Origin of the sequence: [Mannheimia] succiniciproducens MBEL55E (genome assembly GCF_000007745.1) — a bacterium.
Taxonomy (GTDB): domain Bacteria; phylum Pseudomonadota; class Gammaproteobacteria; order Enterobacterales; family Pasteurellaceae; genus Basfia; species Basfia succiniciproducens.
Map to the genome: position 1 here is coordinate 1,785,308 of NC_006300.1, position 20,174 is coordinate 1,805,481.

Annotated in this window: 15 protein-coding genes; 6 read left to right on the forward strand and 9 right to left on the reverse strand. The window is 44.6% G+C overall.

All coding sequences use genetic code 11. The features are described 5' to 3' along the window. Positions 1-38: 38 nt before the first annotated feature. The 5 genes from menC to MS_RS08240 form a co-directional block, all read right to left on the reverse strand. On the reverse strand, positions 39-1,034 hold the full coding sequence (gene menC, locus MS_RS08220) for an o-succinylbenzoate synthase (RefSeq protein ID WP_011200956.1): 996 nt from the start codon (positions 1,032-1,034) through the stop codon (positions 39-41). A gap of 324 nt (positions 1,035-1,358) precedes the next feature. Continuing rightward, positions 1,359-2,216: a 1,4-dihydroxy-2-naphthoyl-CoA synthase gene (menB, locus tag MS_RS08225; protein WP_011200957.1), complete on the reverse strand. Its 858-nt coding sequence runs from the start codon at positions 2,214-2,216 to the stop codon at positions 1,359-1,361. An 85-nt stretch (positions 2,217-2,301) separates the two neighbouring features. Beyond that, a complete protein-coding gene (gene menH, locus MS_RS08230) occupies positions 2,302-3,057 on the reverse strand; it encodes a 2-succinyl-6-hydroxy-2,4-cyclohexadiene-1-carboxylate synthase (protein WP_041639967.1) in 756 nt (251 codons plus the stop codon). A gap of 51 nt (positions 3,058-3,108) precedes the next feature. After that, the gene (menD, locus tag MS_RS08235) at positions 3,109-4,815 is read right to left on the reverse strand and encodes a 2-succinyl-5-enolpyruvyl-6-hydroxy-3-cyclohexene-1-carboxylic-acid synthase (protein WP_011200959.1); all 1,707 of its coding nucleotides are present in this window, start codon (positions 4,813-4,815) and stop codon (positions 3,109-3,111) included. Beyond that, a complete protein-coding gene (locus MS_RS08240) occupies positions 4,806-6,122 on the reverse strand; it encodes an isochorismate synthase (RefSeq protein WP_041639969.1) in 1,317 nt (438 codons plus the stop codon). Before MS_RS08240 ends, menD begins: the two co-directional genes overlap by 10 nt. Positions 6,123-6,359: 237 nt before the next feature. Between MS_RS08240 and MS_RS08245 the strand changes: the two genes are divergently transcribed. After that, a complete protein-coding gene (locus MS_RS08245) occupies positions 6,360-7,574 on the forward strand; it encodes a pyridoxal phosphate-dependent aminotransferase (RefSeq protein WP_011200962.1) in 1,215 nt (404 codons plus the stop codon). Between the two features lie 151 nt (positions 7,575-7,725). On the opposite strand, the gene MS_RS08250 is transcribed toward MS_RS08245, so the two are convergent. Continuing rightward, the gene (locus MS_RS08250) at positions 7,726-8,871 is read right to left on the reverse strand and encodes a 3-phenylpropionate MFS transporter (protein ID WP_011200963.1); all 1,146 of its coding nucleotides are present in this window, start codon (positions 8,869-8,871) and stop codon (positions 7,726-7,728) included. Further along, complete coding sequence (gene proC / locus MS_RS08255; protein WP_011200964.1) at positions 8,871-9,686, reverse strand: pyrroline-5-carboxylate reductase; 816 nt, start codon at positions 9,684-9,686, stop codon at positions 8,871-8,873. Before proC ends, MS_RS08250 begins: the two co-directional genes overlap by 1 nt. Before the next feature lie 120 nt (positions 9,687-9,806). Between proC and rdgC the strand changes: the two genes are divergently transcribed. From rdgC to MS_RS08280, 5 genes are all read left to right on the forward strand, one after another. Continuing rightward, positions 9,807-10,715 (forward strand): recombination-associated protein RdgC, encoded by a 909-nt coding sequence (gene rdgC / locus MS_RS08260; RefSeq protein ID WP_011200965.1) that lies wholly within the window; start codon positions 9,807-9,809, stop codon positions 10,713-10,715. Positions 10,716-10,981: 266 nt separating this feature from the next. Beyond that, positions 10,982-12,142 (forward strand): Na+/H+ antiporter NhaA, encoded by a 1,161-nt coding sequence (nhaA, locus tag MS_RS08265; RefSeq protein WP_041640229.1) that lies wholly within the window; start codon positions 10,982-10,984, stop codon positions 12,140-12,142. A gap of 265 nt (positions 12,143-12,407) precedes the next feature. Beyond that, a complete protein-coding gene (locus MS_RS08270; RefSeq protein WP_041639971.1) occupies positions 12,408-13,565 on the forward strand; it encodes an iron-containing alcohol dehydrogenase in 1,158 nt (385 codons plus the stop codon). Positions 13,566-13,955: 390 nt separating this feature from the next. Next, positions 13,956-14,270, forward strand: coding sequence for an IS3 family transposase (locus MS_RS08275; protein WP_011200156.1), 315 nt, complete (start codon positions 13,956-13,958; stop codon positions 14,268-14,270). 11 nt (positions 14,271-14,281) lie between these two features. Further along, positions 14,282-15,094: an IS3 family transposase gene (locus MS_RS08280; RefSeq protein WP_041639880.1), complete on the forward strand. Its 813-nt coding sequence runs from the start codon at positions 14,282-14,284 to the stop codon at positions 15,092-15,094. On the opposite strand, the gene MS_RS08285 is transcribed toward MS_RS08280, so the two are convergent. Continuing rightward, a complete protein-coding gene (locus MS_RS08285) occupies positions 15,086-15,760 on the reverse strand; it encodes a carbonic anhydrase (protein WP_011200968.1) in 675 nt (224 codons plus the stop codon). The genes MS_RS08280 and MS_RS08285 overlap by 9 nt on opposite strands. A 289-nt stretch (positions 15,761-16,049) precedes the next feature. Further along, on the reverse strand, positions 16,050-19,943 hold the full coding sequence (purL, locus tag MS_RS08290; RefSeq protein WP_011200969.1) for a phosphoribosylformylglycinamidine synthase: 3,894 nt from the start codon (positions 19,941-19,943) through the stop codon (positions 16,050-16,052). Positions 19,944-20,174: the final 231 nt, after the last annotated feature.

Genomic DNA, 20,174 nt, shown 5'->3' on the forward strand with positions numbered 1-20,174 from the left:
GTTTTAAACAGGGCGGTTCCCTACAGAGTAAATAACCCTTAAAAATTAATTTCGGTAATAAATCCGGAATTAAAATCCGCCACCGGCAAGCCAGACCCCGGCCAGCGTCGTACTACCTGATATTCCATTAAATCCAGCGTATCCAATCCCGGCGTAACGTCCGGCGTATACTGACGGGCAATGCGGGCGAGCTGGGTTAAGCCGAAACTGCTTTCGATTGAAGAACTGATGACCGCCTTCATACCTAAATTTTGCGCTTTTTCAATTAATGAAACACATTTTTCCAATGACCCCACCAACGTCGGTTTAATCACAATCGCCGTAACATGAGGTTCGGCAACCACTTCGAAATCAGGCTCGCGTACCGATTCGTCCCAGGCAATATTAATTCCCGTTTGTTCGGCAAACCGACGGCTTTCCTCACGGGTTTTGCAGGGTTCTTCCAAAAACTGAATGCGCGGGCGATGTTCCGGTTTCACATATTTGGCGAACATCGCCGCTTTTGCCGGCGTCCAGCTGCGGTTGGCATCTAAACGCAAATAAAGATCCGGAATGGCTTCCAATAACATATCGGCAATCATGCCGTCCCGGTTGGCTTCGTACATGCCTACTTTAATTTTTGCCACTTTCTCGCCTTGCATTTGATCCAAGGGTTCATAAAGCTCGTCGGGATCGCCGTAACACAAAGGCGCAACCTGATAATTCCCTTCCGTTTGTAATGAGCCTTTCATCTCCGCTAACGCACAACTTAAACCGAACGCCACCGATGGGTATAAACCGTCAAAGGAAAGTTTTTCATTGCGGCTGCGGGCTGCATCCCAATCTTTCAGCCATTGAATTGCCTGTTCCTGCGCTTGTTCTAAGGTTTCCCGACTGTATTCGGGAAGCGGTGCGATTTCGCCCCAACCTTCGTTCTCTTTGCATTTGATCTGTACTAACAGACCTTCACGCCGTTTTAAAAAACGATTGCGCAAAATCAGTTGGCTGTCAACGGGAATGGAATAACGATAAAGATGATAACAACGAGTAGTCATATGTTTTCTCTGAAAAATTAAAAAGTGCGGTTAGAATTTGTTGAATTTTGTGTTGCCCCCCTCAGTCACTGCGTGACAGCTCCCCCCCATAAAGGTGGGAGCGATATTTTTGGCGTATGTTGATAACGACAACGCCATTTCAGTTCGTTTCCTCCTCCACAAAGTTAGAGGTGGAAAAGTAATGTTGTCTTTTCAACATAGCTAGTACCGCCAGTGCAGGCGCGATAATGTGATTTTCGCTCCCCCCTTTATGGGAGGAGCTGTCACGCAGTGACTGAGGGGGGCAACACAAAATTCAACGAATTCTAACCGCACTTAACAAAATTAAGGATTGCGTTTAAATTTGCTGAAATCCGGTTCGCGTTTTTGGTTGAAAGCGTTGCGACCTTCCTGACCTTCTTCCGTCATGTAGAACAACATAGTAGCGTTACCCGCTAATTCCTGTAAACCGGCCTGACCGTCGCAGTCCGCATTCAGGGCGGCTTTCAGGCAGCGCAATGCGATCGGGCTGTTTTGCAGCATTTCGCGACACCAGCGCACTGTTTCTTTTTCTAAATCCGCATAAGGTACCACGGTATTTACCAAGCCCATATCCAAAGCTTCTTTGGCGTCGTACATGCGACATAAGAACCAGATTTCGCGGGCTTTTTTCTGACCTACAATACGCGCCATATAGCTGGCTCCCCAACCGCCGTCGAAAGAACCCACCTTCGGACCGGTTTGACCGAATTTGGCGTTATCCGCCGCGATGGTTAAGTCGCACATCATGTGTAAAACATGACCGCCGCCTACCGCATAACCGGCTACCATGGCGACAACAGGTTTCGGGCAGGTACGGATATCGCGTTGAAAATCCAGTACGTTTAAGTGATGAACGCCGCTGTCGTCTTTATAACCGCCGTAATCGCCGCGGATTTTTTGGTCGCCGCCGGCGCAGAATGCGTATTCCCCTTCACCGGTCAACACGATAACACCGATTTTTTCATCGAAACGGGCGTCGGAAAAGGCGTGAATCATTTCTTTTACGGTTTGCGGACGAAATGCGTTACGTACTTCCGGGCGGTTAATAGTAATTTTGGCGATGCCGTCTTTGGATTTGTGGTAACGGATGTCGGTGTAACCTTCGCTGTGATCCGCCCATTCAACCGGGGCGTAAAGAAATTCTTCGCTTGGATATAACATTGTAAGTCCTTTGAGTTAATGAAAAGTGCGGTCATTATAGCGGAAGTTTTGCAAATCTAGAAAGAAAAACCGATAAATAAGCAGATCATAAGTTATCCGTCTTTTTTATTTTATGATTTCGCAAAAGTGCGGTCAGTTTTTGCGAAAATTCGACGGGATTTTCCAGATGCGCATTATGCCCCGCATTAGCAATAAGCTGTAAGTTCAACTTTTCCTGTACCGCCATTTGGCGGAATTTTTGATCTTTTTCGCCGGCCAAATAATAAACCGGCAATGTACTTTCCCGCACTTTATCGCCTAAATAAGGCTGTTTAGCAAGGGACGTTGCTTCCAGCATTTTACCGATATTTTTACCGCAGTTTGTAACACGTTTTTCAATTAAATCCGCACGTTGTTGTGCGTTTAAATGAGCAAATACAGGTTGTTGATACCAATCATTTAACACGCTTTCCGCAGATTCAGTGATAAACCGTTGAGCCCAAAATTCATCGTTTTTCCACCGCACTTTGCGTGCCTCATCACAGGTTAAACCGAGATTCGCACCTTCTAAAATCAAACCTTGTAAATTCCCCTTTTCGCATTGAGACTGCAACGCATAATAAAGGGCAATCCGCCCGCCAAGCGAATAACCCACTAAAAAATACGGCTGATTTCCTACCGCACTTTTGATTTGATGAGAGATAAAATCCGCACATTGCTCAAAATTATTCGCTTCAGTAAATTTATGTTCGCCGTGAAAAGGTAAATCCAGGCTGACGCAACGAAAGTGCGGTAGATTTTCGATGATTTTCCGCCAGTCGGATTTTGTGCCGAGCAAACCGTGTAAAAAAACCAGAGTCATTGTATTCACCTATAAAAAAACCTTGAAATTTATCAAGGTTTTTTACTCATTTTAAGCACCGATTACCGCATAACTGATTTGTTCAATTAAGCGTTTATAGGTGTTACTACCGTCCATCGGACCGACTTTAATTTCGATTACCGTCGCTTCTTTACGGGAATACGCCTGTTTCAGCACGGAGCTTAAATCCGCCCAGGTGTACGGACGGGCATATTTTAAATCGAACATTGAAGCCGCTTGCGAAAATTCCGTATGATGCGGCATGCGGTAAAATTCGCTTTTTACCGAACTTTCCACCGGCAGCATATCAAAAATAGCGCCGCCGTTATTATTAATCAGGAAAATAATCGTCGGTTGGTTAACGTTTTTGAACAATGCCAACGAGTTTAAATCATACAGAGCGGAAACATCGCCGATCATGGCGACTACGGGCTGATTCGAGCCCATTCCCACACCGGCTGCGGTAGCTAGTAAACCGTCAATGCCACTGGCGCCGCGGTTTGTAATTACCGGATAACCTTCCGGTAATTTACCCAAAGCGTCCACAAGGCGGACAAATAAGCTGTTACCTAAAAATAAAATTCCGTTATTCGGCAAAATTCGTTCAATATGATGCGCCAATGAAGCTTCGTTTAAATTGCCGCCTACCTGTTGTTCGATAAAACTTGCGCAGAATTTAGATAATGCCAATGGTTCGAGCAACCAAGGTTTTTGCCGTAACGGCGGATGAGCGCGTAACCAGTGATGCACTTTGGCGGTAAAGCGGGTATGGATATGATGATAAGGATCCACTCTGTGCGCGCTTTCATCCACAATCCAGTATTCACCTTTGAAATCCGCCAAAAATTGGTTGATTCGTTTGCTGACAAAAGCATAGCCCAGCTGAATCACAAGATCCGCCTGCAATAATTTTTCGCGCACGGTTTTGTTGGCAAGCCAAATATCCGCATAAGGCAGACTTGGTTCAACGCCGGATTGAATGTCGGTTAATACTACCCACCCCATGGTATTTGCCCAGGCGGTAATACCCATACTCTGTTCCTGCGTTAAACGGCCCGCCACGATCACGCCGCGTTTGGTGCGCCAATTATCCCAATGCTCGTGCATCACCACTTCTTCCTGTAAAGCCTGATGATCCGCCCATGGTTTATTATGATTAAGCCAGCGCTGTACCGGCGCCAACCAAGGATGAACGTCGATTTCATCTTCATCGGCGTCATAAAGAGGCTCGGCGAACGGCACATTAATATGAATCACGCCTGCTTGTTGCGCTTGTTGATGACAAGCCTGATCCAGCGTAGAAATTAACCAGGAGACAATATAATCCTGACTCGGGCGAGGCAAATTCACGCTGGCAACAGGATAACCCGCAAACATATTTTGCTGCAAAATCGCTTGGTTTGCACCGCACTCTATTAATTCGTCCGGACGATCTGCGGTAAGCACAATCAGATTATCGCCGGTTTGGCGCGCTTCGATAATAGCAGGGTAAAGATTAGCCGCCGCCGTGCCGGAAGTTACGATAATCGCCACCGGTGTTTGCGAAGATTTTGCCAAGCCTAAAGCAAAAAAGCCCAAACCCCGTTCATCAAAATGCGTATGACACAACGCCCGCCGTTGTTCCTGCAAGCGGTTTGCTTCAAGCGTTAAAGGTGTGGAGCGGGAGCCGGGAGCGATACAGAAATGTTTCACTCCGTGACGTGTTAAAGTCTCAAGGATCACTTTTGACCAACAACGATTAAATGTGCTTACTGACATATGTGCTCTCCACTATTTTGTAATAAAGATAATAACCCTGATGCTTTTCTTTCAATTTCCTGCCATTCTAGCAAGGGGACAGAGCCTGCGACAATCCCTGCACCTGCAAAAACACGAATTCTGTTTTGTTCCACAAAAGCGGAACGTAAAGTTACGCAAAATTCCGCCCTTGCACGGTTCATAAAACCTAAGGTACCGGCATACCAGCTTCTTTCAAAGGTCTCCGTTTTGGCTAAAAACCGTAATGCGTTTTGTTTCGGCAACCCTGCCACCGCCGCGGTGGGATGAATGGCGTTCAAACAAGCTTCATCCGCCGTAAGTGCGGTCAATTTTGCGAAAATTTTCCGCCGCAAATGCTGTACCAGGCGTAAACGTTTTAATTCTACGGATTGTACTTCGATATTCTGCGTAAAGGATTCAATATTACCGCAAATATCTTCCACCACCAGCATATTTTCGTACTCATTTTTTTCATCTTTGAGTAACCATTCGCCCTGCCGCTGATTTTGCTCTTCATCATCGCTCATAACAGCCGTTCCCGCCAGCGCTTCCGTCTGTAAATATTGTCCGTTACGCAAATATAAACGTTCGGGCGACGAGCCGATAAAGGCGTAATCCGCTTTTTGGGCAAAGAAGAAATGATAACAACCGGTATTTTTTTTCTCGCTTTCAGCCAGAAAATCAATGGCGTTTATCGGCTGCCGACTGCTGAAAATACTTTCATTAGCCAACACAACCTTGGTGAAACTGCCTTTTTTTATTTCTAATAACGCCTGTTCCACCCATTCGCACCATTGAGCTTGCGTCGCTTTTTTTTCCACTAACCGCACGGATTGAACAACCGGCTCAAGCGCGACGGATTTTGTAAAATTTTTTAAACATTTGCCGGCAAGTTGCTTTTCTACCGATAAATCCTTTTGACTGTCAATAAATAAGGTAGCGGTGAGTTCGCCGTCAACTTGCCGTAACAATAAACGCGGCAAATAAAAATCGCATTCGCCGTTAAAGGTCATTCCACCCACCAAAGTGAAATCCGCCCGCCGTACGAAAGTTTGCGCATGATTTACCGTTGTAAAAGTGCGCACCTGCCCGATTGCGGCAATATGGTTTTCCTGCTCGTTAGGAGAATCCGCCCGGCAATGCAAATAGAACTGAGGATAATCTTGTTGTGCTTTCAACCAGGCTAAAAGATTTTGTTCCAGCTGAATTTTTGCCGTAAGCGCGGTAATTTCAGGCTGATTTTTACAAGGTTGATACGCATCCATTTGCTGTATTAGCTGTTGTTGTAATGATTGCAAACTATCCATCGTTAGAAACATATATGAAAGAATTAAAGCTAAACCGGCTTAAACCGACAAAATACCCAGCTCAAAGGGTTAACGGAGCTATTAATTCTACCGCAATTTAAAAAAATTTTTTAGTAAATCTTTTATTCCGTTTAAAATAAGCGTAAATTGAAAAAACTTTTCCTGACGCTTGCGGAAGTTTTAAACACAAGCCCAAAACACAACATCAAAAAGTAATTAGTAATTAAGGTAGCCCTTATGGAACTCTTTCCTAAATCGAATAAATTAGAACATGTCTGTTATGATATTCGCGGCCCCGTGCATAAAGCGGCGCTTCGTTTAGAAGAAGAAGGTCACAAAATTTTAAAACTGAATATCGGCAACCCCGCGCCTTTCGGTTTTGAAGCGCCCGATGAAATTCTGATTGATGTTATCCGCAATTTACCGACCGCACAAGGCTATTGCGATTCCAAAGGGCTATATTCCGCCCGTAAAGCTATTGTGCAATACTACCAATCAAAAGGTATTCACGGCGCTACGGTAAATGACGTGTATATCGGTAACGGCGCCTCGGAACTAATTACAATGGCAATGCAGGCGCTTTTAAACGACGGCGACGAAGTGCTGGTGCCAATGCCTGACTACCCGTTATGGACTGCGGCGGTAACTTTGGCAGGCGGTAAAGCGGTACATTATCTTTGCGATGAAGAACAGGATTGGTTCCCGGCTATCGATGATATTAAAAGCAAAATCACCTCCCGTACCAAAGCCATTGTTATTATTAATCCGAACAATCCGACCGGTGCGGTTTATAGCAAAGAACTTTTATTGGAAATTGCCGAAATCGCACGGCAAAACGGTTTATTAATTTTCTCCGATGAAATTTATGACAAAATTTTATATGACGGCGCGGTTCACCACCATATTGCGGGCTTAGCGCCCGATTTATTAACCATCACCATGAACGGTTTGTCCAAAGCCTATCGCATTTGCGGTTTCCGTCAGGGTTGGATGATTTTAAACGGGCCTAAAGATAAAGCACGCGGCTATATCGAAGGGTTAGACATGATCGCCTCAATGCGGTTATGTGCGAACGTGCCGATGCAACATGCCATCCAAACTGCGTTAGGCGGTTATCAAAGTATTAACGAATTGATTGTGCCCGGCGGTCGTCTATACGAACAACGCAACCGCGCCTATGAATTATTAAATCAAATTCCCGGCGTAAGTTGCGTAAAACCGATGGGCGCACTTTATATGTTCCCTAAAATCGACATTAAAAAATTCAATATTTATGACGATGAAAAACTCGTGCTCGATTTGCTGGCGCAGGAAAAGGTGTTGTTAGTTCACGGTAGAGGCTTTAACTGGCATGCGCCTGACCACTTCCGAATCGTTACTCTGCCTTATGTGCATCAAATTGAAGAGGCCTTGAACAAATTCGCCCGATTTATGGAAAACTATCATCAATAAGAAATTTTATTGAATCAACAACGCCTGTCCTCCGACAGGCGTTTCGGATTATCAATAAAGTCTTTCGTCCTCACCCTTTATAATAACGCTGATAACACTGAATTTAACTAAATACATATATTTCCTTATATGAGTGGTAACACAAACGGAATTATGCGTTTGTCGGCTTGCGCGGAATCACAAATAATGCGATCAACGCACAAATCATCATCACCAAAAATACCCAATGACTTGAGATGGGATAGATTATGCCGGCTAAAGCGGTCAATAACGCTACGGAAGCGCAACTTGCCAAACCGCTGTACAAAGATTGCAAACGCACCATAGCGTTTTGCGGCTGCATGCCGATATAGCGCACCATGGCATAATGCAGAGCGGCAAAAGTGAGGCTGTGTAAACATTGCAATAAGGCGATTTGCCATAATGCGTCAGTGTAGCTGAACGCCCCCCAACGCAACGCAGCGGCGGCTGCCGACAAATAAAAAATAGCGTTCACCGACCAATTTCTAAATAAACGACCGGAGAAAAAGAACAACAGGATTTCCGCTATAACGCCTAATCCCCATAACAAACTGGTAGTTTCAACGGCGATACCACGATTTGTCCAATAAATAACGCTATAAACATAATAGCCCGCATGAGATCCCTGAATTAACATGGCGGCAATAATTAACCTCAAATGAGTCGGGTTTTTCAAAAGTTCGCCAAAACCGACCGCACTTTTTGCCGAATTTTTATCTTCATCCGCCGGTTTCGGCTGAGGCGGTACCATTTGTAAAACGGCATATAGACCGAATAAACCGATTAATATGCTGATAATATATTGCTCGCCGATAGCGCCGATTAAAGAACCGAACACAGTGACGCCGACCACAAAAGCCGCCGACCCGATAAGCCGCGCCTTGCCGTAATCCAACCTAATCTGGCGTTGCCAGGTGGTCGCCATTGAATCCGTTAAAGGCATTCCGGCGGCATTAACCATGCTGAAAACGGCGATAGCGATAAAAATCAACCAGAAACTTTCCGACACAAACGCCATCGCGGTAATAACAAAAACATTAGCCCAAGCCAATAATCTTAAGGCGGGTAAAATTTGATTCGCCCGTTTTACCCGGGAAGGAAAGAAAATACCGCCTAGAAAACGGAAAAGATAAGAGGAAGCAATAACCGCGCCGATTAATTCGGTGCCGTAATTTTGCGATTTTAACCACACTGGTAAAAAAGGAACCAGCACGCCGTAAGCGCAATAATAACCGAAATAACTTAGCGCCAGCCAAGTAAAAGGACGAACGTTCATTAAAATAATTTTTCCATTTCCTGAGAACGGGCAACGCAGGCTTCCATCGCCTGTTGCACGATTTTATCTAATTGATATTGATTAAACACCGCCAACGCCGCCGCAGTGGTTCCTCCTTTTGAAGTGACATTTTCGCGTAATGTCGAAAGGGGCAGCTGCGGATTGTTTTCCACCATTTTTGCCGCACCTAAAGCGGACTGCTGCACCAAAGTGCGGGCATTTTCCGGTGAAATTCCCATGCTTGATAATGTTTTTTCCATAGCTTCCATAAATAGAAAGAAATAAGCGGGGCTTGAGCCGGATCCTGCGGTAACGGCGTGCATATCCTCTTCTTTTTGTAGCCAGCAGGTTTTCCCTACCGCATTCAGCAAATCTTCAGCGAAATCCTGATATTCCCCGTTAAGCCCTGCCGATGCAAATAAACCCGCCATGCCTTCCGACACCAGCGCCGGCGTGTTCGGCATTACCCGCACAATATTTTTCGCCGTCGGAAGCAGCGCCGATAAACGGCTTACGGAAACTGCGGCAGCAATGGAAATGACCAATTTTCCGCTAAAATCCACCGCACTTAATGGGCCGCAGGTTTCCGCCATCGCCTGAGGTTTTACCGCAAGCACCACCACTTCCGCTTTTTCCGCCGCCTCTACATTCGTTAAATTGACCTCAACGCCTTTTTGGGCAAATAAGTTGCGTTTAGCCTCATTACGATCGCAAACAATTAATTTTGCCGCCGAATATCCTTTATTCAACAATCCGAACACTATCGCCTGCGCCATATTTCCGCCGCCGATAAAGGTGAGCAATTTATTTTTCATTTAATTCTCCGATTTAGAGTAAAATACCGCAATATTTTACCCCATATCGTTCCAAGATTGTTAAGCAATGTTATACGAATATGGCATGTTCCCTTTAAACTTTCGTAAGGACATCATCAAATGTACTGGTTCAAAAATGCAATGATTTATAAGCTCACTAAAGAGCTCGATTGGTCGGAAGATAAACTTCAACAAAATCTGGCGCAATGCGCCTATCACCCTTGCGGTCAATCGGATATGAGCAAATTCGGCTGGACAACGCCGTTGCGCGGTGCCGAACTATTCTGCTTTTCAGTGGGTAAACAAATTTTACTGGTAGCTCACAAGGAAGAAAAAATAATTCCCGCGCATGTAATAAAACGGGAATTAGATAACAGAATCAATGAATTAGAAGAAAAAGAAAACCGTAAACTGAAAAAAACCGAAAAGCAGGCGCTGAAAGACGATGTGGTATCGGTGCTGTTACCCCGCGCATTCAGTAAAAATCAACAAACGGCGATTTGGATCGATACCGAAAAAAATTTAATTTATGTCGACGCGGCTTCAAGCAAACGTGCCGAAGATGTGCTCGCTTTATTACGGAAATCTTTAGGCTCGCTCCCGGTGGTACCTCTTGCCTTTGCTAATGAGCCAAGCATGGTGATGACCGATTGGATCATTAAAAACGATATGCCGCAATGGCTGGTTCCCTTAGAAGAAGCCGAGCTTAAAGCGGCTGACGACAGAGGCATTATTCGCTGCAAAAATCAAGCTTTGGACAGTGAAGAAATGATCTCCCACTTGCAGGCGGGAAAATTTGTGACCAAACTTGCCCTTGAATGGGAAGAGCATTTAACCTTTGTATTAAATGATGACGGCACCTTAAAACGGTTGAAATTTGCCGACATGATTCGTGAAAAAAACGATGATATTTTAAAAGAAGACTTTGCCCAACGCTTTGATGCCGATTTTATTTTGATGACCGGCGAATTGGCAAAGTTGACGGAAAATCTTATTGAGCATTTTGGCGGTGAAAAAAACCGTTTATAGATAGCTGAATAAAGGCGCCTTTTTAAGTAAAACAATACTGTTTTCAAACAGTTTAATGCACTTTTTTCGTACAAATCCGTATTCAAATAAGAAAATTTAATAGCAAATTAGATGCCATTACAACCAAAAAGATAAAATATTAGATATCATCTAATCATTTACTAAAATTAACGCTTAATTAATGGTATTGTAATAAAAAATCTATAACTTATGCTAAGATGAGCCCATCTATAAATCTAACATTTAAAGGAGGATGCAACATGTTTATGGCTCAAATCCAGCGCTTTTTTAAGATGGGCTCGGCAAGTGGCATTTTATTATTTTTCTTTGCATTATTAGCAATAATTTTTGCTAATACGTCTTTGAATAATTTTTATTTTAACTTTTTGGACATTCCTGTTAGCGTTCAGTTTGGCGAATTTATGATCAACAAAACCCTGTTACACTGGATTAATGACGGGTTTATGGCGGTTTTCTTCGTACTCGTAGGGCTTGAAGTAAAACGAGAAATGCTTGAGGGTTCGCTTTCCCGCTATCAACTGGCTATTTTTCCGGCGGTTGCCGCCATCGGCGGTATGATTGTGCCGGCTCTCATCTATTACTTAATCACCAATCAACACCCGGAATTAAGTAACGGCTGGGCTATTCCAATGGCGACGGATATTGCCTTTGCTTTAGGGATTGTCGCATTGCTCGGCACTCGCGTACCTTTGCCGTTGAAAGTCTTTTTGCTGGCGTTAGCTATTATTGACGACTTAGGCGCTATCGTAGTTATTGCCGTTTTCTTCTCCGAGGAATTGAGTATTCAGGCGCTAAGCGTAGCAATTGTGGCGATAGCCGGCTTAATTACCCTCAACCGTATGAAAGTGGGACATTTATGCGCCTATTTAATTTTCGGCTTAATTTTATGGGCTGCGGTATTAAAATCCGGCGTTCATGCAACTCTTGCCGGTGTAATTATCGGTTTCTGTATCCCGCAAAAAGATAGCGAAGGCAAAAGTCCTCTGCATACCTTTGAACATATTCTCACCCCTTGGTGTTCATTTTTTGTCTTACCGTTATTCGCCTTTGCCAATGCGGGGGTGTCATTAGGCACGATTAATACGGATATGATCTTCTCCACCCTGCCGTTGGGTATTGCGCTGGGTTTAATTGTGGGCAAACCTCTAGGCGTATTCAGCTTTAGTTATTTTTCGGTCAAACTGGGGATTGCCAAACTGCCGGAAGGTATAAAATGGAAGCAGGTTTTTGCTATCGCAATTTTGTGCGGTATCGGTTTCACTATGTCGATGTTCCTGGCGGGCTTAGCCTTTACCGACGGGCAATCGGACAGCTTAATCAATACCTTGTCAAGATTAGGTATTTTGCTTGGTTCGTCCGTATCGGCAATATTAGGTTATTTATTGCTTAAAAGTACAACCAAATAACCCGATCAAAAATTTCGGAAAAAATAACCGCACTTTTGTGCGGTTATTTGTTATTACGCGTTCATTAATTCTTATCACTCCAAATAGGCACTTCAAAACCGCCAAAAATTTGAAGTTTGTCACAATTATTAAAATTTTGTTAATTAAATGTAACAATTTCCTTTTGCCTATTTTTTAAGAGGTATATAGTACATTTATCGAACAGCAATTGCTGATTTGATAAACAGAATTTACTCAAGCTATTTTTCTCATGGGGGTAGTGCTTATGTCAACATATTACTTTTTACCAACCAGAAACGTATTCGGAGAGAACGCTGTTGAAGAAGTCGGCGAGTTAATGAGAAGCTTGGGCGGCAACCGACCGCTCATCGTGACCGACGGCTTTCTTGCTCAAAGCGGCATGGCGGAACAACTCGCCACCATCCTAAGAGGTGCCGGCTTAGAGCCTATTATCTTCGGCGGTGCGGAACCTAACCCGACGGATAAAAACGTGGAAAGCGGTATCGCCTTCTATCACGACCATAACTGCGATTGTATTATTTCTTTAGGCGGCGGCTCATCTCACGACTGCGCGAAAGGTATCGGTTTAATTGCCAGTAACGGCGGTCGCATTCAGGATTATGAAGGCGTGGATCGTTCAACCAACCCGATGGTGCCGTTAATGGCGGTAAACACCACTGCCGGTACCGCTTCCGAAATCACCCGCTTTTGTATCATCACAGATACGGCCCGCAAAGTAAAAATGGCGATTGTGGACTGGCGCGTTACTCCGCAAATTGCGGTAAACGATCCGCTGCTGATGAAAGGCATGCCGGCGGGTTTAACAGCCGCAACCGGTATGGATGCTCTCACTCATGCCATTGAAGCCTATGTTTCTACCGCAGCCAATCCGCTTACGGATGCCGCAGCCTTAATGGCGATTTCCATGATCCAGCAATATTTGCCGAAAGCCGTGGCAAACGGGGATTACATGAAAGCCCGCGATAAAATGGCCTACGCCCAATACTTAGCGGGTATCGCATTCAACAACGCTTCCTTAGGTTACGTACACGCAATGGCGCACCAGTTAGGCGGTTTCTATAACCTGCCGCACGGTGTTTGTAACGCAATTTTACTGCCTTATGTGGAAGAATTTAATCTAATCGGCAACCTCAACCGCTTCCGCGATATTGCCAACGCAATGGGCGAAAACATCCAGGGCTTGAGTACCGATGACGCAGCGCTCAAAGCCATCGCCGCGATCCGTCGACTAAGCAAACAGGTAGGCATTCCTGCCAACTTAAAAGAACTCGGCGTTAAACCGGAAGACTTTGACGTCATGGCTGAAAATGCAATGAAAGACGTTTGCATGCTCACCAACCCGCGCAAAGCTACCAAACAACAGGTTATCGAAATCTTCCAACGCGCCTATGACGGCAATTAACCGGGATTAATCAGCAAACCAATAGCAAAAGTGCGGTAAAATTTACCGCACTTTTTTATGAAGAGAGAGCCCTTTTTAGAAGGGCAGGCACTTCTAACACAGATAACAATAGAAAAATTCCCCTCTTTAGCAAAGATGGGTTAGGTTTTTCTGAACTTATAATCAATCGCCCCAAAAGAAAAACGGCACAGGTTAGGAAACCTTCGCCGTCCCAGAGGTTATTTAGCAATAGTTCGCTCATTTAACGGCTGAACTGGACGATTATTTTTAACGCCAACCGCTTTTGCAAATTTTTCTACTTGTTCGGCACTTACATGGCCGTATGTAGTGGTAGACTAATTCCGCAGTCCTTAATAAGTGGTAAAATAACATCACAAATGAGGAAATATTATGAGAAGAACATTTAGCGCAGAATATAAAGCTGAAGCAGTAAAATTAGTGATTGAACGAGGATATTCGGTTTCTCAAGCTTGCCGAGAGTTAGGTGTGGGTGAAACAGCACTTCGTCGCTGGATAAGTCAAGTTCAAGCGGAGCAACAAGGTTACGTTTTAGCTGGTTCAAAGCCAATTAGCCCAGAACAACAACGAATTCGAGAACTTGAAAATCGTATTAAAGAACTTGAAGAAGATAAGGCCATTTTAAAAAAGGCTACAGCGATTTTAATGTCACTCGAAAACAAAAATACCAAGTCATTACGACGTTAAAATCGCGAGGAATCAACCGGTTATGTGAACTATTTAGCGTGTCTGAAAGTGCTTACTACGCCCATTTGCGCACTGCCAAAAAGCCAGCGAAACACACAGCTTTAGCCGTTGAAATCAAGGCAATTTTTGATGCAAGCCGAAGTTCAGCAGGCAAACGAACGATTCAATCGCATTTGAAAGAGAAAGGTATTTTTGTGGGGTTGTATTTAATTCGTAAGTTAATGAATAAGCAAGGATTATTTAGTAAGCAACCGCAAAAATGGCGCAATCCTAGTAAAGGAAACAGTCAAGTTTTTGAGAATATACTAAGTCGAGAATTTACGCCTGATAGCCAAACGACCGTGCTATGTGGTGACACGACCTATATAAAAATCAATGGGATATGGTGCTATTTAGCCGTGGTAATTAATTTATTAAATCGTCAAGTCGTCGGTTGGAAGCTAAGTCGCTATCATGATAGTGAGCTGGTTAAAGATGCACTGAATCATGCGATGCTGAATATTGAACGCACGGAGCGAATGTTGTTCCATTCAGACCAAGGTAGTATTTATGGCAGTGAAATCTTTACTGATTCAGTTAAGAAACATGGGCTTACACAAAGTATGAGCCGTCGTGGTAACTGTTGGGACAATGCGCCGATGGAGCGTTGGTTTCGGAGTTTTAAATATGAATGGATGCTGAAAGGTGGTTATAGTGATTTTGAAAGTGCTGTAAATGATGTGAGAGAATATGTGATGTATTATAATCACATTCGCCCACATAGCTATAATCAAGGTCTATCTCCGATTTTAGCAAAAACAACTTATCGGAGACTGTTAAATTAGTTGACCACTACAGTATGCTTTTAATACAATCCAATCCACACCTTCAGTGCAAGGAGGCGTAGTTAATGAACCTTCAAAACTATAGTAACTTTGTTTTGAAGAAATTAACGTTGCAGGATTAAATTTCGCTTTTAATTTTACTTTTTCTCCTGCTTTTTCGGGCATACCGGCCCAAATATCTGCAAGTTGTGCATTCTCGCCGCCAATTTCATAAAGTACCGCTACAACTACGATACCGCCATCTTTTGCCACGTGGACAAAGTGCCCTTCCAGTGGTAAATACTGACCGTCAATCGTATTTTCACTTGGCGAATGGAAATGGAATTGCTTTAAGGTATAAACTTTACCGTTAATTGTTAACGTGCTGTTTTCGTCTGTTAAATCCGTTTGGATAGAGTGACCGTTATTAACTACCGTCGCTTTTGAAGCTAAATAGTTTATATTTAACGCAGGCAAATCTTTATCCGTTGCTTTTTGTACTTGAATATTTACAGGCGACTGTTTTTGACCGACGGCACAAGTTTTGAATTTATCGGATAGCCCTCCCCAATATTCCGGCGAAACATCTCCCGTATAACCCCAATGTTTTTCAGTTGTTGAACAACCACTTAAAATAAAACCAGACACTAAAAGCGCCGCTGCTGTTGACAATAATTTTTTCATCATGTTTACTCTTTTTTAGATAAGTTAGCTATCGTCCTAAAATAATTTGATAGATTCCAACTAAGTTTAACCGGTTTAGTCTGTCAAAAATATTGCACTTGAATTTATGCTTTGTTGCACTTGGATTGTAAATCAAGCCTTAAAAAAACATCTGCGCATTTCTAAATAATCTCATTCAAGCTCGTTAATAACGCACGCATCCCTGTGTTCGCTTATTATATCCCTCTTAAAAAGAAACGGCACAGGCTAGGAAACCTGCGCCGTTATCTTTTATTATGAATTAATCTAGATTTTATTTAAAAAACACCCTTGCATTTCTAAACAACCGCATCCAGGCGCCGTCTTCGCTCCAGTCTTCCGGGTGCCATGAGTTGCTGACGGTGCGGAATACGCGTTCCGGGTGTGGCATCATGATAGCGACGCGGCCGTTGGTGTTGCTTAGGGCGGTAATGCCGTCAACGGAGCCGTTCGGGTTAGCGGGGTACACTTCTGTCGGTCGGATGTTGTTATCTACGTATTGAGCGATAATTAGACCTTGGTCGCGTAAGCCTTGCAGTTGTGAGTCGTTTTTGAACTCTACTCTGCCTTCACCGTGAGATACGGCAATTGGCATATGAGACCCGGCCATGCCTTGGAACCAAACGGAATTGCTTTCGTTGATTCGTACCAATGCGGCGCGCGCCTCGAAACGTTCGGATGTATTACGTACAAAACGAGGCCAGTTTTCCGTACCCGGGATAATGTCGGCAAGGGTTGAGATCATTTGACAACCGTTACATACGCCCAATGCCAGTGTATCTTCACGCTCAAAGAATGCCTGGAATTGATCGCGAAGTGCGGTGTTAAACAGGACAGATTTTGCCCAGCCGCCGCCTGCGCCTAATACGTCGCCGTAAGAGAAACCGCCGCAAGCTACTAACGCATTGAAATCTTTTAAGTTTTGGCGCGCCGTATGTAAATCGCTCATATGAACGTCAATGGCTTCAAAACCTGCACGGTCAAAGGCTGCCCCCATTTCGACATGGCTGTTCACCCCTTGTTCGCGCAAGACGGCAATACGAGGTTTCTTACCTGTTGCAATATATGGCGCGGCAACATCTTCGTTAATGTCGTAAGTTAAATGTGCGCTGAATCCTTGATTTGCCGGATCTTTCTTAGCGGCAAATTCCTGATCCGCACATTCGGGATTATCACGTAAACGTTGCATTTGGTGCGTTAATTCCGCCCAAATTCCGCGTAATTCGGAACGTTTTTCGCTTAATACCACTTTTGTACCGCGTTTGATTTCAAATTCGTCGTATTCCGTCACTAAGCCTAAATCTTTAGTTAAATGAATTAAGCCGTGTTGGGTTAATACTTCGCGAACCGCTGCTAAATCGGATTCGCGTACCTGAATAACGGCGCCCAGTTCTTCGCTGAATAAAATACCTAAATCGTTATCGCCTAAGGCGCTGATTTCGGCACGGATACCGCAATTACCGGCAAATGCCATTTCAGCCAGGGTAACGATTAAACCGCCGTCGGAACGGTCGTGGTAAGCAAGTAATTTACCTTGTTGAACAAGGGTTTGCATTGCATTATAGAAGCCTTTCAGCAACTCAACATTCACTACGTCCGCCGGTTTGTCACCCAATTGTTTATAAACCTGTGCAAGTGCGGTGGCGCCTAAGCGATTTTTGCCTTCGCCTAAGTCAATTAATAATAATGCGGTTTCGCCTTTATCGGTACGAAGTTGCGGAGTGACTGTTTTGCGCACGTCTTCCACGCGTGCGAAAGCCGAAATCACTAATGATAACGGAGCGGTAACGGTTTTTTGTTCGCCGTTTTCACTCCAGGTGGTTTTCATCGACATGGAGTCTTTACCCACCGGGACGGTTAGTCCTAAAGCAGGGCAAAGTTCTTCGCCGACGGCTTTCACCGCTTCATAAAGCCCTGCGTCTTCGCCTTCGTGACCGGCTGCGGACATCCAGTTGGCGGAAAGTTTAATACGCTTGATATCGCCGATATTGGTAGCTGCAATATTGGTGATGGATTCTGCCACAGCCAAACGCGCGGAAGCGGCAAAATCCAGCAATGCCACCGGTGCGCGTTCGCCGATAGACATGGCTTCGCCGTGATAAGTGTCCAGCGCCGCAGTGGTTACCGCCACATCGGAAACGGGGATTTGCCACGGTCCGACCATTTGATCACGGGCAACCATACCGGTTACCGTACGGTCGCCAATGGTGATTAAGAAAGTTTTCTCCGCTACCACCGGCAAACGTAATACGCGGTGGAACGCTTCTTTTAACTCAATATTTGTTTGGTCAACGGGGCTATTGTTCACCTGTGTTGATTTCACATCACGGGTCATTTTCGGCGTTTTACCCAACAACAGGCTCATTGGTAAATCAATCGGATTATTGTCAAAATGATTATCGTGCAGCGTTAAATGTTCTTCTTCCGTCGCTTCGCCGATAATGGCATAAGGGGCGCGTTCACGTTGACAAAGTTCTTCAAACACCGCTAAATTTTCCGGTGCTACCGCCAGTACGTAACGTTCCTGCGACTCGTTACACCAGATTTCCAACGGCGACATGCCACGTTCGTCACAAAGAATATTGCGTAATTCGAACTTACCGCCGCGACCGCCGTCGTGCACTAATTCAGGCATTGCATTGGATAAACCGCCGGCACCCACGTCATGAATAAAAGCGATTGGATTGCCTTCACCCATTTGCCAGCAACGGTCGATCACTTCCTGACAACGTCGTTCCATTTCCGGATTATCCCGTTGAACGGAGGCAAAATCCAAATCTTCTTTCGATTTACCGGAAGTCATTGATGATGCCGCACCGCCGCCCAGACCGATATTCATAGCCGGACCGCCAAGCACGATAAGTTTGGCCCCCACCGGGATTTCGCCTTTTTGCACGTGCTCGGCACGGATGTTGCCGATACCGCCGGCTAACATAATCGGTTTGTGGTAACCGCGCACTTCTTCGCCCGCAAAACTGTTGACTTTTTCTTCATAGGTACGGAAATATCCCAATAATGCCGGACGACCGAACTCATTATTGAATGCGGCGCCGCCAAGCGGGCCTTCGATCATAATATCCAATGCGGAAGAAATACGGCTTGGTTTGGATAATTCATTTTCCCAAGGTTGTTCAAAACCCGGAATAACCAGGTTAGACACGGAAAAGCCCACTAAGCCCGCTTTTGGTTTGGCTCCGCGACCGGTCGCCCCTTCGTCACGGATTTCACCGCCGGAACCGGTTGCCGCCCCCGGAAACGGTGAAATAGCCGTCGGGTGATTGTGGGTTTCCACTTTCATTAAAATATGAGCGTCTTCATTGTGATAACGGTATTGACCGTCCTGATCCGCAAAGAAACGCCCTACTTTTGAACCTTCCATCACCGCCGCATTGTCTTTATAAGCGGACAACACATGATCCGGGGTTTTCTCGAAGGTGTTTTTGATCATTTTAAATAAGGATTTTTCCTGTTTCTCACCGTCGATCACCCAATCCGCATTGAAGATTTTATGGCGGCAGTGTTCTGAGTTCGCCTGGGCGAACATATAAAGTTCGATGTCATTCGGATTGCGTCCGAGCGCGGTGAAATTTTCAACCAAATAATCCATTTCATCCGAAGCCAGAGCTAAACCTAATTCAACGTTAGCGATTTCCAACGCTTTGCGACCGCCGTTTAAAATATCTACTGTGGTAAAGGGTTTCGGATCCTGCGAATCAAATAATACGGCGGCTTGTTCAGGCGCACGAACGACGGTTTCCATCATACGGTCGTGAATATGGGAAACCAATCGCTGCTGTTGTTCGGCGCTCAAAGTGCGCTCAAATTCAAAATAATATGCGATGCCGCGCTCTAAACGCACGACTTTATCCAAACCGCAATTATGTGCGATGTCCGTCGCTTTAGACGACCAGGAAGAAATAGTCCCCACCCGCGGAATCACCACAAAGCATTCGCCTTTAGATTCGTGTTGCGCCAAAGTCGGACCATAATGTAATAATTGCTCTAATTCATCTGTTTCTTCAGCGCTTAATCCTGCCGATAAGTCGGCAAAATGTAAATATTCCGCATAGCAGGATTTCACCGGTAAATCTGCTTTTTGAAAACGGGCGGAAAGTTGGTTTAAACGGAATTCAGAAAGGGCTGGTGAGCCGCGGAAAATCTGGAACATAGGGTTTGTACCTTAACGAGTTAAACAAAATCCCGCTTATTATAAAGGAAATCCCGGCAAAACGAAAACGTTTGCTTATGTATTTTTACAGGCTGGAAAGATTATCCGCCTTCCGTGAAAACCGTCATAATTTTCCGCTTTTTATATATTGGGTTAATCTATAATCACATTAAAATTTCTCGTTTTCGGACCGCACTTTTTCTTTATTTCCCTTGGATATTGTGAATATTT